Origin of the sequence: Streptomyces sp. TM32 (genome assembly GCF_004122755.1) — a bacterium.
GTDB lineage: Bacteria > Actinomycetota > Actinomycetes > Streptomycetales > Streptomycetaceae > Streptomyces > Streptomyces sioyaensis.
In genome coordinates this window covers 1-15,014 of the sequence record NZ_SDIG01000031.1, presented here as the reverse complement: position 1 = coordinate 15,014, position 15,014 = coordinate 1, and the positions used below count along the sequence as shown (strand labels likewise).

The window sequence follows — 15,014 nt, the reverse complement described above, 5'->3', positions numbered from 1 at the left end:
CTCAGGCAGCCTCCTGCCGGAGCCGCTCCGTGAGCGCCTGGAGGGTCGGCGAACCGAAGAACTCCGCCACCGGGATCCGGAACCCGAACTCGCTGCGTATCCGCTCCAGCAGCCGCACCGCGGACAGCGAGTTGCCGCCGACGTCGAAGAACGACCGGTCCACCGGTACGCCGGCGGCGACCCGGTCTCCGAGCTCCATGGCCCACAGCTTGCGCAGCACCTCCTGCGGCCCCGCGGCGCCGCCGGTGTCCGTGGCGGCGTCCGGGCCCGTGGCGGCGTCCGGCGCTCCGGTGCCGGCGGAGACCGGGGCTCCGACGGCACCACCGCCCGGCGCGAGCAGCGCGGCGCGGTCCAGCTTTCCGTGGGCGGTGTACGGGACGCGCTCCAGACGCATCCAGGATCGCGGGATCAGATAGTGCGGCAGGGTGGCCGCGAGCCGGCTGCGCAGCGGGGTGCTCCAGTCCTCGTCGGCCGGTGCGGGGTCTTCCAGGACGACGTAGGCGGCGAGTTCGCTCTCGCCCGTGTGGTCGGGGCGGGCCAGCACCACCGCTTCACGCACCCCGGGCAGGCCGGCGAGCACCCGCCCGGCCTCGTCCGGTTCCACCCGGTTGCCGCGGATCTTCACCTGCCCGTCGATGCGTCCGAGGTACTCCACAGTGCCGTCGTTGCGCAGCCGCACCCGGTCCCCGGTGCGGTAGAACCGCTCCTCCGCGCTCCGGCCCGCTGGAAGGTCCGCGGCGGCCGGTCCGCCCGCGGGACCGGCCGCCTTCGCACCGAAGCGCTCCGTCGTCAGGGCGGGCCTGCCGAAGTAGCCGCGTGCCACCTGGACACCGCCGATGAGGAGTTCACCGGGCACACCGACCGGAACGTCCCGGCCGTGATCGTCGAGCACGCGCAGCGTCACGTTGTCGACCGGGCGGCCGATCGGCGGGACCGTCTCGGTCAACGGGTCCACCCGGTGCGAGATCACCACCACCGAGGTCTCCGTCGGCCCGTAGTGGTTGTGGATCTCCAGCTGCGGGTTCGCCTCGGCCAGCGCCCGCAGTTCAGGGGTGATCACCAGCCGTTCCCCGCCGACCAGCAGCTGGCGCAGCGACGGGACGTGGGCCAGTTCCCGGGCCAGGTGCTTGAGCGGGGTGTACGGGATGCTCATCCGCTGCACCTCGTGCTGCCGCAGGTGCTCGGCGACGGCCGCCGGATCGTAGCGGGTCTCGTCGTCGAGGAGGACCAGCGTGGCTCCCGAGGCCAGGGTGGCGAAGATCTCCTGGACGCTGACGTCGAAGCCGGCCGAAGCCCACTGCACCGTGCGCAGCGCCCCCAGGGTCGCGGTCTGCCACCGGATCAGGTTCACCGGCCCGCGGTGCGGTACGGCCACTGCCTTGGGCTGCCCGCTGGTTCCCGAGGTGTAGAGGTGGTACGCGGTGTCGTCCGGGCGGACCGGTACCCCGAGCGGGGCCTCCGGGAGGCCGGGGTCGACGTCATCCAGCCACTGGACGGAGCACGGGAGCGTGCCGCCGGAGCCGTCCAGGCCGTGCTCCGAGCCCTCCTCCGCGGCACGGTCGGCGATCACCAGCTCGGCCGCGCTGTCCTCCAGCATGAACCGGCGCCGCTCGGCCGGCAACGAGCGGTCCAACGGCACATAGGCGGCACCGCACTTGAGGACCGCGAGGATCGCCACCACCAGTCCGGCACCGCGGGGCACGCACACCACGGCACGGTCGCCGCAGGCCAGTCCCCGCTCGGCGAGGCGGTGCGCGAGGCGGTTCGCGGCCGCGTCCAGGGCGCCGTAGCTCATCGGCTCACCGTCACCGGTGAGCGCCAGGGCGTCCGGCCGGGCCAGCGCCTGTTCCTCGAAGAGCTCATGCAGGCATGCGGCGTCGGCCTCGGTGCGTCGGCCTTGCCACCGGGCGAGGTCCTGCGCGTCGCGCGAGGTGAGTGAGGGAAGCAGGGACAGCGGCCGGTCCGGGGCGGCCACGGCATGCCGCAGCAGGTCCTCCACGTACTCCAGTACGCGGCGGACGGTGTCCTCGTCGAAGAGCCCGGTGTCGTACTCGACCGCACAGCGGATGCCGTCGGACCGGTCGGCGAAGTAGAACGAGAGGTCGAACGGGGCCTGCTTGCGGGGCACGTCGAGCAGCCGGGCGGCCAGGCCGGTGCCGGAGAAGTCGAGCGCGGTCTCGTTCTCGAACTCCATCATGGCCCGGAACAGCGGGTTGCCGCCCGCCGCACGGGTCGGGTTGACGGCCTCGACCACCTGGTCGAAGGGGGCCTCCAAGTGCTCGATCGCCGTGCTGAGGCGGGACCGCACGCGGTGCACGAGTGCTTCGAAGGCAGGGTCCCCCGACAGATCGATGCGCAGCGCGGCCGCCTCCACGAACATGCCGACGGTGTGGCCGGCGCTCTGCGGGCGGCGGTTCACGGCCGTTCCCAGCACGACGTCGTCCTGGCCGGCGAACCTGCCGAGCACCGCGCCCACCGCGCCGAGCAGCGTCATGAACACGGTGCAGTTCCGGGCCCGGCTGAAGGCGCGGACCTCCCGTGAGAGGCCGGGGTCGAGGATGTGTTCCAGGGTGGCGCCGACGACCGGGGCCGTGTGCTGCCGGCGCCGGTCGGTGGGGAGTTCCAGAGGCGCGACGCCGTCCAGCTCACGCTTCCAGAACGTCAAGGACCTCTCCACTGCGGCCGGTTCGGGCTCGGGGACCTCACCGGAGCCGGGCTCGACGAGGTCCTCGGGCTCACCGGGCCAGGCCCGGTAGAAGGCGGTGAGGTCCTGGCAGAAGACCGGAGTGGACAGCGCGTCGAACACGATGTGGTGGGCCACCAGGTACAGCAGGTGCCGGTCCTCGGCGAGCCGCCCGAGCTTCGCCCGGAGCAGCGGACCGCGTGCGAGGTCGAAGTCGAGCAGGTCCTCGTCGTCCCGCATCCGCTCCAGGGCGGCGGCATCGTCCAGGCCGGTCAGGTCGACGACCGGGCAGTCGACGGCGAGGGAGGCCAGCACCACCTGTTCGAGCACACCGTCGTGGCTTCGTTCGTGGAAGACGGTGCGCAGCTGCGGGTGCCGGTCGACCGTGCGGCGCAGCGCGACACGCAGGGCGTCGAGGTCGAGAGGGCCCTCCAGAAGGAGCGCCTTGGGCTCGTGGTACGTGTGTTGCCCGGGTCGTATCCGGTCCAGCAGCCACATCCGGCGCTGAAGGGCGGAGGCCGGCGCGGAGCACGCTGCCTGCTCCGGGAGCGGCGCAACCGCGGCCGGAGAAAGGGACGGATCGGGCTCCGGCGCGGTGTAGCACCGCCGTAGCTCGTCGAGGTGGGGCAGTGCGTCGAGCATGAGCCCCGGCTCCACGCCGAAGTCGATGAAGCAGCCCACTTCGTCCACCCCCGCGTCGACCAGCGAGTCGAGCACGGGGCCGACGCTGACCGGGCTGCCGATGAGCGCGCGCGTCGCGCGGTATTGGTCGTACGCCCGGTCGAGGACGAAATCGAGGTCCTCGGGGGGTGTTGCGGACAGGTCGACGTCCAGGCCGAGGCTGTTGGCCATGGTGTCGAAGAGCTGAAGTGAGGACCGCAGATAGTCGCGGAAGGGGCGGCGGGCCTGCCGGCCGGCCCGCTCGGCGTCCGCACCGAGGTAGGTGTGGACGAGGACCGTCACTCGCCCACCGGCGGGATCGAAACCGTGGGCCGCTCTGGCCCTGCGGTACCGGGCGATGTTGTCGCGCAGATCATCGACGCTCTGCGTCATGAGGTTGGTGACGACACCGAGGCCCGCCGCGCCGGCCCGTTCGTAGCTCTCCGGGTTCGACAGGACCGCCAGGAACAGGGGAGGGGCCTCCTGCACCGGACGCGGGTGCAGCCTGACCTCGACCTGCTCGCCGGTGCCCGACGCCGTGCGAACGGCGCGCCCGGCCCACAACTCCTGGAAGGTGTCGAGGTGTTCGTGCAGGATCTCGCGCTGGCGACCGTAGTTCTCGGGGGCCAGGACGAAGTCGCGCGAGTGCCAGCCGGAGGCGAAGCCGAGGCCGACCCGGCCACCGGACAGGTTGTCGATGACGGACCATTCCTCGGCGACGCGCAGGGGGTTGTGCAGGGGCAGCACGACCGAGCCGGCATGCAGCCGAATACGGGAGGTCCGCGCGGCCAGTGACGCCGCAAGCACCGCGGGGCTCGGGAAGAGTGCGCCGAAGGAGTGGAAGTGGCGCTCCGGTATCCAGATGGCGTGGAAGCCGTGGTCGTCGGCGAAGGTCGCGGCGTCCATCAGGTGCTGGTAGCCGGCGGCGGCGTCCGGGTCCGCGTAGTCACCGAAAAAGTAGAGACTGAAGTCCGGGCGGCCGGCGGCTGCCTGCGGCGACGGGCGCAGCTGGGGACGCGTGACCGGCCGCTCCGCGACGGGCTGCGGCGGCGCGGACCCGGTGGGTGCGGCCTGCGGCTGCCGCGGGGCGCGGTCCGTGGGGCATTCCGGCAGGCCTTCGTCTCCCCCCGGCCCGGCCGGCGGGTCCCTGCGCAGGTCCTCCAGCGCCCGGAGCTGTTCCCCCGCCAGCTCGGTGAACTTCTCCAGCATGCTCTCGGCAAGCCGCAATTGACCGTCGATGACGGCGCATACGTCCTTCGTCGGCTCGGCGGGCTCCGCGCTGCCGGCGGGCCCCGTACTGCCGACGAGCTCCGTGCCGCCGGCGGGCCCTGCCAGAGGTGTGCGGTCCGCTGTGCCGTCCCCGTCGGGCGCCTCGGGTGCGGACAGCAGCGTGAGGAGCTTGCGCGGGGTGTCCGCGCCCTCGAACAGTTCGCGCACCGGCACCCGCACCCCGGCACCGGACTCCAGCTCTCGGGCCAGGGCCATCAGCGCCAGCGAGTCCGCCCCGGAAGCCACGAAGGTGCGGTCGAGGTCCAACTGGCCGGCGGTGAGGCCGACATGGCGTGCTATCAAAGACAGAACGTCCTGGCTGGTCTGTGTCACCGCGCGGATCCTCCTTCGCCGCGTCGCCAGAACGCACCGAGCCCGTCGATGTCTTCGATCGGATCGCTGACTCCGTGGCGCGCGCGCCAGTCGTGCACTGCCTGTCGGCAGACCGGGATGTGGTAGTCGTCGATGATGACGAAGCCACCGGGCGAGAGCTTCGGATAGAGGTGGACGAGCGTGTCCATGGTGGATTCGTAGAGGTCGCTGTCCAGGCGCAGCACCGCGATCCGCGGCACCGGAGCATGGGGCAGGGTGTCCTTGAACCAGCCGGGCAGGAACTTCACCTGGTCGTCCAGCAGGCCGTACCGCTCGAAGTTGCCGCGCACGGTGGCCAGATCGGTCGCCAGGAACGCGTTGTAGCGGTCCGTCGCGAGCAGCCGGTCACCCTCGTACGCGGACGCCTCCGCGGGCGGCATCCCCTGGAACGAGTCCGCGACCCACACCCGCCGGTCCGTCGCGCCGTACGCCGCAAGGACGGCGCGCATGAAGATGCAGGTGCCGCCGCGCCAGACGCCGGTCTCGATGAGGTCGCCCGGAACGCCGTCCCGCAGCACGGTCTCGACGCAGTTTTCGACGTTCTCCAGGCGCCGCATTCCCACCATCGTGTGTGCGACGGTCGGCCAGTCCACTCCCAGCCGCCGGTTGAGTTCGTCGTACGTCTCGGCAGGGGCCCAGCTCGCGGGGATCGGCGGATCCTCGTAGATCGTGTTGGTCAGGACGCGTTTCATGAGGTCCAGATAGAGCTGCGTGGTCGAGGGCACGAGAACCTTCCGAAGAGCCGGTGGCCGGTGGGGCCCGGACGCCGGCGGCGGCGCACGGGCAGCGGACGGCGGCGACCGGACCACCCACGTGGTCCGGTATCGACACTAGGGAGGTCGCGGGTGCCCGCGGCGCGGGCTTCCGGGGAGTGGAAGCCCCGCGACGGCGGCTCTGCTCCGCGTGTGATCGTCGGCTCATGCGGCACGGTGCCGCGGGGGAGGAGCCGCACGATGCCCGGTCGAGTGGGTGAGCTGATGGCGCATCACATACGTCGTCATCCCGAAGCGCCCGCCCTGGTCGCGCCGGACGGGAGCCTCACCTACGCCGCACTGGACCGGCGTGCCACCGCGCTGGCGCGGCGCTTGGTGCGCCAGGGCGTCCGGCCGGGCGACGTCGTGCTGGTGCAGCTGCCGCGCGGAGTGACGCTCGGCGTCACCGTCCTCGGGGTGCTGCGCGCCGGGGGCGCCCTGTGTGTGGTGGACCCCAGCTACCCGTCCGAGCGCATCCGCCACATGTGGCGGCACAGCGGTGCCCGCCTCGCCCTCGTGTCCGGCCCGGACGCGGCACCGGAGCCCGGGCCGCGGCTGCTGGTGCCCGACACCGTTCGCCCCGGACAGCTCCCTGCCGACGATTTGGGGCCCACCGGGCCCGAGTTGGCGCCCCCGCTGCCGACCGACCTGGCCTACGCCGTGTTCACCTCGGGGTCCAGCGGCGGACCCAAGGCCATCGCCATGCCGCACCGCTGCCTGGACAACCTCGTCGCCTGGACGCTGGCCGGCACCAGCGCCGAGCCGCTGCGCACCCTGATGTTCGCACCCCTGGGCTTCGACGTCTTCGTCCAGGAGGTGTTCACGGCCTGGTGCAGCGGGGGCTGTCTGTACGTCCCGGCCGACGAGCAGCGCAGCGACCTGCAACAGGTCCTGGAGCTGCTCTCCCGGTGGAGGATCCAGCGCCTGTTCGTGCCCCCGGTGGCGCTGAGCAGGCTCGCCGATCTCGCCGGGACACTGGGGCCGGTACCCGAGGACTTGCGGGAAGTGGCCGCCGCGGGCGAGGCGTTACGCATCACGCCCGGCATCCGCGAACTGTTCGCCCGGCTGCCGGACGCCCGACTGCACAACCACTACGGTCCCGCCGAGACCCATGTGGCGCTCGCCCACACCCTGACGGGCCCGCCCCGAACCTGGCCGGACGCGCCTCCGATCGGCCGGCCCGTCCCTGGGATGGCAGCCCATCTGCGGCCTGTCGCCGGGCGCCGGGAGGACCGGGCGTCCCAAGGGGACACCGAGTTGTGGCTGTCGGGCGTGGGGCTGGCCCACGGCTATCTGCGGGACGAGGAACGCACGGACCGGAGCTTCGCCCCGCTGCCCACCGAGGAGGGGACGGTGCGGGCGTACCGCACCGGGGATCTGGTCCATCGCCGCCAGGACGGCCTCCTGGAGTACGCGGGGCGGGTCGATGACCAGGTGAAGATTCGCGGGTACCGGGTCGAACCCGGGGAGGTCGAGTGCGCCCTGGGCCGCCACCCGGCCGTACGGGAGTGCGCCGTCGTCGCCTGGGAGCCCCCGGCCGGGGCCGAACGGCAGCTGGTCGCACATGTGGTGTCCGAGGCGGGACACCCGCCGGACCCCGCCGCGCTGCGCGCACATCTGGCTGCCCTGCTCCCCGACCACATGGTGCCCCGCCACGTCGTGACGGCCACCGCCCTGCCGCTCTCCCCCAACGGCAAGGTCGACCGCCGGCGCCTCCCGGCACCGTCTGTGGTGCCCGAGCCCAGCTCGTCCGCCCCGGGGCCGGGCGGCACCCCGGCGGGCGGGCCGGTGGCGGACGCGGTCGCCCGTCTCTGGACAGAGGTCCTCGGCGTGCAGGTCACGGATCCCGGCCACAGTTTCGTGGACCTGGGCGGCACCTCGCTGTCGGCCGCGGTCGTGGTCACGCGGCTGCATGCGCGCTACGGAGTCCGCATCGACCTTCAGGAATTTCTCCGGACACCGACCGTCGGTGCGTTGAGCGCTCTGATCACCGAGCGGGCCGGAGCATGACCTCCCCGCACCGCCGGCCGGCACCCGCCCCGGCCGGGCGCCGGGCGGGCGGCCACACGTCCTGGCTCCGCCAGTTCCACCCCGTGCCCCCCTCCTCCACGTCGCCAGGGCCGGTGCGCCGCCTGGTGTGTTTCCCCTACGCGGGAGGGTCGGCGGGAACGTACTTCCCGCTGTCCGAGGCGCTTGCCCCCGGGATCCGGGTGGAAGCGGTGCAGTACCCGGGGCGCCAGGACCGGGCCGGCGAGCGGCCGATCGAAGACCTGACCGTCCTCGCGGAGCACATCGCCCGGCAGGTGGCCGCCGGCCGGCATCCGGCGCCGGTCCTCTTCGGTCACAGCATGGGGGCGCTGCTCGCCTTCGAGACGGCCCGGTGCCTGGAGGCGGCCCACGGAGTCAGCCCTGGCCTGCTCATCGTCTCCGGGATGCCGCCACCCACCCGGCTGCCGTCCGTGGCGCTCGGGGACGGCTCCGAGATCCTCGCCGACCTGGCGCGTCTGCGCGGCATCGACCCCGGCCTGCTGCGCAACCCCGAGCTGCAGGAGATGATCCTGCCGGCGCTGCGCAGCGACCACCGCGCGCTGGACTCGTACCGGCCCGCTCCCGACGCCACGGTGGGGTGCCCGATCTCGGTCTTCACCGGCTCCGAGGACCCGCTCCTCGACGAACGCGCGGCCTGCGCCTGGGCGCAGCACACGCGCCGTGCCTTCCGGTTGCGTGTCTTTCCCGGCGGCCACTTCTACCTCGACGGCTTCCCGTCCGCGGTCACGGCAGCGGTGAAGGCCGAGACCTTTCTGACCTGACCGCCGAGACCGCAGAGGACCCGATGCACCCTCCCACGACTTCCGCTCCCCGCGCGCGTGCGCAGTTGCCGCCGCATGTGTACCTGCTGGCGCTGGGCACGTTCTTCATCGGCACGGACGTGTTCGCGATAGCGGGGATGCTGCCCGCGCTCAGCGCCTCGCTGGACGTCAGCCTGTCGGCCGCGGGTCAGCTGATGACGGTCTTCTCCCTCAGCTACGCGGTGCTCGGCCCGGTCCTGTCGACCGTCCTCAGCCGCTGGTCTCCCCGTACGTGTGTGACGGGTGCCCTGTGCGCGGTGGCGGCCGGCAATCTGGTGTGCGCCGGGGCGCCCTCGCTCATGGTGGCCTTCCTCGGCCGGGTTCTGGTGGCCGCGGGTGCCTGCCAGTTCACCCCGCATGTCGCCGCCCTCGCCGCCGCCTCGGTGACCGAGCAGCGGCGCGGCAGAGCCCTCGCCGTCGTCAACGGCGGACTCGTGGCCGGCTCGGTGATCGGTGTGCCGGCGAGCACGTGGGCCGCCGAGGCCACGAATTGGCGGATCTCCCTGACCCTCCTGGGGCTGGGGACGGCCGTGGTGGCCTCGGCGCTGGTGAGCGGTCTGCGCGGCCATGCGGAGTGTCCTCGTCCGATGAGCCTGCGCGAGCAGCTCGGAACCCTGCGCTCGCCGCAGGTCCGTCTGCTCCTGAGCGTCACCGCGCTCGCCGTGGTGGCGGAGTACTCCCTCCTCACCTACGCAGGCGCGGTGTTCGCCCCTGCCACGGGCCACGACGGCGGACGCCTCGGCCTTCTGCTGCTGGTCTTCGGTGTGGGCGGTCTGGTGGGCAACTCTGCCGCGGGGGCCTTTCTCGACCGCCCCATGGGCCGGCATCTGGTGCTGCTCTCCCTGGCCGGAATGGCGGTGGCGTTCCTCGTCATGCCCTGGACCACCACCTGCTACCCCGCCGCCCTGGTCTGCGTGGCCCTGTGGGGGATCGCGGGCTGGATGTACGCGACCCCCCAACAGCACCGTCTGCTGCGCCAGTCCGGTCCGGCAGGCCCGCTGGCGGTGTCCGTGAACAGTTCGGTGATCTACCTGGGCGGAGCGGCCGGCGGGGCACTCGGCGGCGCCCTGCTCGCGTGGCTGCCGGATCACTGGACGCCGCTGCCGGCGGCCGCCCTCTGTGCCCTCGCCGTGGTTCCCGAACTGCTCTTCCGGCGCCGGGAGCCGGTCACCGCCCGGCCGATCCGCGAGCCACGACCGACACCCCGGTAGGACGCGGCGGGCTGCCCGCGGTCAGCCCTCGCGGGATGTCACCAGGCTCGGCACGGCGGTCTGCTCCGCTTCGGGCACCGGGCGGTTCAGACGCCGCTTGGCGCCCAGGGCGCAGCCGGCCAGGCCTACCGGCAGCAGCACCATCCAGCCACTCCACAGCAGCACGAGGGCGCTCATCGCACACGCCATCACGGCCGCCCACCACAGGGGACGGCGGCTCGGCAGCAGTGCCACGCCGGCCGCCATACCGGCAGTGGTGACGGCGGAGAGCAGCACCGACGTCACCCGCATCAGCGGATCGAGGTCGATCCCCACCGCCACAACCGTGCCCATCAGGAGTGCCACCAGTGCCGCCTGCACACTCAGACTGCGGCGCGGCACCTCACCGGCGTTCGAGCCCTTCGCCAGGTACCGGGGCAGCACGCCGTCGCGGCCGAGGGCGGCCCCCAGACGGACCGCGCCGGCGATGAACGTGTTCACGGCACCGAAGGTCAGGCACACGGCCGCCACCGCGGTCAGGACGCGCGCGGCCGGCCCCAGGCCGACCTCCAGCAGCATCATCAGCGGGACGTGCGAGTTGCCCGCGCTGTCACCGAGCACGGCGATCGTGACCAGGCACAGTCCCAGGTACAGCGCGCCCACCACGACGAGGGTCACGCCGGTCGCGGCCGGCAGGTCCCGGCGCGGGTGGGAGAACTCGGCGGACAGGTGGCTGGCCGCCTCCCAGCCGCTGAACGCGTAGAAGATCAGCACGGCGGCGGACCCGATGGATCCCCAGCCGTGCGGGGCGAACGGCGTGAAGTTCTCCCACGAGGCATCGGGAGAAGCCGCAGCCATGGCTCCGACCAGCAGCAGTACGAGCACGCCGACCAGAATCAACTGCAGTCGCCCGGACAACGAAAGACCGACGCAGTTCGCCACCACAGCGGCGAGCAGAATCACCGCGGCGCTGGCCAAAGCAATTCCCTCGCCCATCCCCAACGCCTCGGCTACATATTCCCCGCCGATCATCGCCCCCGAAACGACTCCGAAGGGAACGGCGGCATAGAACCACCACCCCACGGTTGCGGAAGCGGACGCCCCGAAGGCTTTGGCTACGAAAGTGGAAACACCGCCACCGTCCGGAAAGCGGGTACCGAGCGTGGCGAACACCACCGCGACGGGGACACTCAAGGCCAGCAGCCCGGCCCAGGCCACAACGGACGCGGGACCGGCGGCAGCAGCGGCGAGTGCGGGCAGCGCGAGAACCCCGGGCCCCAGTACGGCGCCGATATACAAGGCGGTCCCTTCTCCGAGACCCAGGCGTCCACCCGACATAGGGCAGCCCTCACTTTCTTCGACAGCGGAAGGATTGAAATGCGGCCGCGGAAATTCATGGAAAAATTCCTGTTCCCTTGCGCCGCGCGTCGATGCTAGAGGGGTATTGCTTCCGCCGCCGCAAGGGCTGCACGAAATTCGTGCCACAGGAACGCGGGCCGGTCCGCGTCGAACATCATTCGCTGGATGGCCGGTTGAACATGCGGACATACGGTGGAACGCGGGTGATCGTCGAAGTCATGCCGCCTGACGGGACGGAACATCGAACCCTTGACTGCCGATGAAAAGACCTCCCCCTCCGTCGGGAGGCCGCGCCGCGGCTCTGCTCATACGGAGGCGGCTTCGGCCTGTGCCGGGTACGCCGTCGCAGGGGCAGGACGCTCAGCGGAGCCGTCTTTCCGCTCGCTGCGCAACAGGCCGTAGGCGTAGGCGTCTTCCAGGGCCTGCCAGGAGGCGGCGATGACGTTGTCACCGACGCCGACGGTCGACCACTCGCCGCTGCCGTCGCTGGTGGAGATCAGTACGCGGGTCGTGGACCGGGTGCCGTGCCGGCCCTCCAGAATGCGCACCTTGTAGTCGACCAACTCCAGCTCGGCCATCTGCGGGTAGCACTTCTCCAAGGCCCACCGCAGCGCCCGGTCCAGGGCGTTGACCGGGCCGTTGCCCTCCGCGGTGACCACGACCCGCTCGCCCTCGGCCCATAGCTTGACCGTGGCCTCGTTCGCATGGCTGCCGTCCGGGCGGTTCTCCACGATCGTTCGCCAGGACTCCACCCGGAAGGAGCGAGGGTCGTGCTCCGCCACCTCCTCGCGCAGCAGCAGTTCGAAGGAGGCGTCGGCCGCCTCATAGGTGTAGCCGGCCAGCTCCCGCTCCTTGACCCGCGCCACGACCCGGCCGACCAGCTCCCGGTCCTCGCCCAGGTCGATGCCCAGCTCCTTGCCCTTGAGCTCCACCGAGGCCTGCCCGGCCATGTCGGACACCAGCATCCGCATGGTGTTGCCGACCTGCTCCGGGGCGATGTGCTGGTACAGGTCCGGATCCACCTTGATCGCCGAAGCGTGCAGCCCGGCCTTGTGCGCGAAGGCGGACAGCCCCACGTACGGCTGGTGCGTGGCAGCGGTCAGGTTGACCACCTCGGCGATGGCCTGCGAGATCCGCGTCATCTCCGTCAGCTTGCCCTCCGGCAGCACCCGCCGGCCGTACTTCAGCTCCAGCGCCGCCACCACCGGGAACAGGTTGGCGTTGCCGACCCGCTCGCCATAGCCGTTGGCCGTGCACTGCACATGCGTGGCGCCGGCGTCCACCGCGGCCAGGGTGTTGGCCACTGCGCAGCCGCTGTCGTCCTGGGCATGTATGCCGAGGCGCGCCCCGGTCTCCGCCAGCACCGTGGCCACCATCGACTGCACCTGGGCCGGCAGCGTGCCTCCGTTGGTGTCGCACAACGCCACCACCTCCGCCCCCGCCTCGTGCGCGATGCGCACCACCTGCTGGGCGTAGCCAGGGTTGGCCCGGTAGCCATCGAAGAAGTGCTCGCAGTCCACGAACACCCGGCGGCCCTGGGCGTGCAGATGGCGAACGGTGTCGCGGACCATCGCCAGGTTCTCCTCCAGCGTGGTGCGCAGCGCCAACTGCACATGCCGGTCATGCGCCTTGGCCACCAGGGTGACCACCGGCGCCCCGGAGTCCAGCAGGGCCGCGACCTGCGGGTCGTCCTCGGCTGCGATCCCGGCCCGGCGGGTGGAGCCGAAGGCCACCAGCTGGGCGTGCCGGAAGTCGATCTCCGCGTGGGCGCGGGCGAAGAACTCCGTGTCCCGGGGGTTCGCCCCCGGCCACCCGCCCTCGATGAACCCCACGCCGAAGTCGTCCAGGTGCCGGGCGATGGTCAGCTTGTCCGCGACGGTGAGGTTGATGCCCTCGCGCTGCGCACCGTCGCGCAGCGTCGTGTCGAAGACGTGGAAGCAGTCCATGCTCTTCTTCATGGCAGTGCCGTCCTAGTGGTGATGGCCAGTCAGGGCACCCCGCGCCTCCTCCAGCTCAAGACACGGGACGGCCTCGGGCACCGTTTCTCCGACCGGTCCCCACGTCACGGATTCCAGCACGGAGGCAGCGGGGCGGGCGCACGCGTTTTCCACTGAACGCAAGGAAGATTTGCCGCCCGTACCGTGGACCGCAAGACTCCAAGGCCGAGCGGGGCGCATGGGCTCGCGGCCGTCACGTCGCGCGTTCGTCGCGTACCCGCGTACGGATCCCCTCCCACGACCGAGGACTGGCGACAACGTGCAGCAATTCACGGTTCATCGCGGAACGGCTGCGCCGCTCCGGCGCCGCGACATCGACACGGACCAACTGATCCCCGGCGAGTACTGCAAGCGCACCGGGCGCACGGGATACGCCGACGCCCTATTCGCCAACTGGCGTGAGGAGCCCGGCTACCTGCTGGCCAAGCCGGAGTACGCGGACGCGTCGGTGCTCGTCACCGGACCGAACTTCGGCATCGGATCGTCCCGGGAACACGCCGTCTGGGCATTGCTGGACCATGGTTTCCGGGCCGTGGTCGCCCCCTCGTTCAGCGACATCTTCCGGGGCAACGCGCTCAACAATGGCCTGCTGCCGGTCGAGATTTCATCGGCAGCGGTCGAACGCTGCTGGCAGCTCGCCGAGGACGACCCGGCCGCGATTTTCACCGTCGACCTGGAAAGCTGTGTTCTGCGCTGCCGTGATGCCGCATTCCCCTTCGCCGTGAACGAGTACAACCGCCGTATGCTGCTGCGCGGTTGGGACGACATCACCATGACCCTGTCGCATGAATCCGCTATTGCCGCCTATGAGAAGAAGCGGCCGATGTGGCTCCCCCGTACTCTGCTCGCCGTGTAGAAGCGGCGATCGGCGTGCGGATTCAGACGGTACGCCCGATGTGAACTACTGCTCCGTCTCGGGAAATGAGACAGGCTTCCTCGCCGATGACATGCTGGGCATGATCATTGCGGGCTGCCGAGTGCGGGCCGTCGATCGCGCCCCCTCATGTCGCCCACCGAGAACCGGGGACGACAAGGGGTTGTGTCGTGGAGTTGGACGCATTGGACCGAGCACTCCTACGCGCTATCCAGGCGGATGCACGGAGAAGCAACCGGGACTTAGCCTCAGCCGTCGGCGTTGCGCCCTCCACCTCTCTGGAGCGGCTCCGCACGCTACGGCGCCGCGGCGTGATCCGCGGCTTCACCGCCGAGGTCGACCTCGCGGCGCTGGGACGTCCGGTGCAAGCGCTCGTGGCCGTCCGCATCCGCCCGCCGTCGCGGAAAATTCTGGAGGAGTTCCGTGAGTGGGTCCGCGCCCTTCCCGGAATCGTCGGACTCTTCGTCACCACCGGGGACCACGACTTTCTGCTGCACTTGGCGGTGCCCGGCACGGACCACCTCTATGCCTTCGTCATCGATCGGCTGACGGAGCGCAAAGAGGTGGCGGATGTGCACACCTCGATCGTCTATGAGCACTTGGAAACCCAGATCATCGACCCGGCCGTGACGTCCGAATCCAAACCATCGCGACGCCGTAACGAGAGGTGAGATCCGTCATGCCCGGGGTGTGCAGCCGAAATCCGTACCGGCTGCGCGCCCTGTGCGCGTTCCACCCGGGTTCGTGCTGAGAGCCTTCCCCTCCTCTTTTCCACTGGCCGACAAGGCCGGATGGCAGCCCTGCGTTCGTCCGTAACGTGAAGCACCGCGCCGGACGGTCGTACACCGTCCGGGATGTGCTGCGCCAAGAAAGGAAAAGCGATGGGACGGACACTCGCGGAGAAGGTCTGGGACGATCATGTCGTCCGGCGTGCGGAAGGCGAGCCCGACCTTCTCTTCATCGATCTGCACCTGCTGCACGAGGTGACCAGCCCGCAGGCGTTCGACGG

General features: G+C 71.2%; 9 protein-coding genes and 1 pseudogene. 6 read left to right on the top strand and 4 right to left on the bottom strand.

All coding sequences use genetic code 11. The features are described 5' to 3' along the window. Position 1: 1 nt before the first annotated feature. Together EST92_RS10445 and EST92_RS10440 are read right to left on the bottom strand one after the other, a co-directional pair. Positions 2–4,945: a non-ribosomal peptide synthetase gene (locus EST92_RS10445; RefSeq protein WP_129280663.1), complete on the bottom strand. Its 4,944-nt coding sequence runs from the start codon at positions 4,943–4,945 to the stop codon at positions 2–4. Next, positions 4,942–5,709 carry a TylF/MycF family methyltransferase gene (locus EST92_RS10440; RefSeq protein ID WP_129280662.1) on the bottom strand — a complete coding sequence of 256 codons (768 nt, stop codon included), beginning with the start codon at positions 5,707–5,709 and terminating at the stop codon, positions 4,942–4,944. The genes EST92_RS10445 and EST92_RS10440 overlap by 4 nt, the downstream gene beginning before the upstream one ends. A 228-nt stretch (positions 5,710–5,937) precedes the next feature. Between EST92_RS10440 and EST92_RS10435 the strand changes: the two genes are divergently transcribed. The 3 genes from EST92_RS10435 to EST92_RS10425 are packed head-to-tail and all read left to right on the top strand — an operon-like array spanning position 5,938 to position 9,796. Beyond that, on the top strand, positions 5,938–7,746 hold the full coding sequence (locus tag EST92_RS10435; RefSeq protein ID WP_129280661.1) for a non-ribosomal peptide synthetase: 1,809 nt from the start codon (positions 5,938–5,940) through the stop codon (positions 7,744–7,746). Continuing rightward, positions 7,743–8,546, top strand: a complete 804-nt coding sequence (locus EST92_RS10430) for an alpha/beta fold hydrolase (protein ID WP_129280660.1) — start codon at positions 7,743–7,745, stop codon at positions 8,544–8,546. The genes EST92_RS10435 and EST92_RS10430 overlap by 4 nt, the downstream gene beginning before the upstream one ends. Positions 8,547–8,569: 23 nt before the next feature. Beyond that, positions 8,570–9,796: an MFS transporter gene (locus tag EST92_RS10425; protein WP_129280659.1), complete on the top strand. Its 1,227-nt coding sequence runs from the start codon at positions 8,570–8,572 to the stop codon at positions 9,794–9,796. A gap of 21 nt (positions 9,797–9,817) precedes the next feature. On the opposite strand, the gene EST92_RS10420 is transcribed toward EST92_RS10425, so the two are convergent. After that, positions 9,818–11,074, bottom strand: coding sequence for an amino acid permease (locus EST92_RS10420; protein ID WP_254068754.1), 1,257 nt, complete (start codon positions 11,072–11,074; stop codon positions 9,818–9,820). A 365-nt stretch (positions 11,075–11,439) separates the two neighbouring features. Next, a complete protein-coding gene (gene cimA, locus EST92_RS10415) occupies positions 11,440–13,092 on the bottom strand; it encodes a citramalate synthase (protein ID WP_129280657.1) in 1,653 nt (550 codons plus the stop codon). A gap of 298 nt (positions 13,093–13,390) precedes the next feature. Between cimA and leuD the strand changes: the two genes are divergently transcribed. The 3 genes and pseudogenes from leuD (at position 13,391) to EST92_RS10405 (ending at position 14,676) form a co-directional block, all read left to right on the top strand. Further along, positions 13,391–13,987, top strand: a complete 597-nt coding sequence (gene leuD, locus EST92_RS10410) for a 3-isopropylmalate dehydratase small subunit (protein WP_129280656.1) — start codon at positions 13,391–13,393, stop codon at positions 13,985–13,987. Positions 13,988–14,175: 188 nt separating this feature from the next. Next, a pseudogene (locus tag EST92_RS32100) lies at positions 14,176–14,313 on the top strand (Lrp/AsnC family transcriptional regulator); the annotation flags it as partial. A 3-nt stretch (positions 14,314–14,316) separates the two neighbouring features. Next, on the top strand, positions 14,317–14,676 hold the full coding sequence (locus tag EST92_RS10405) for an Lrp/AsnC family transcriptional regulator (RefSeq protein WP_254068757.1): 360 nt from the start codon (positions 14,317–14,319) through the stop codon (positions 14,674–14,676). Positions 14,677–15,014: the final 338 nt, after the last annotated feature.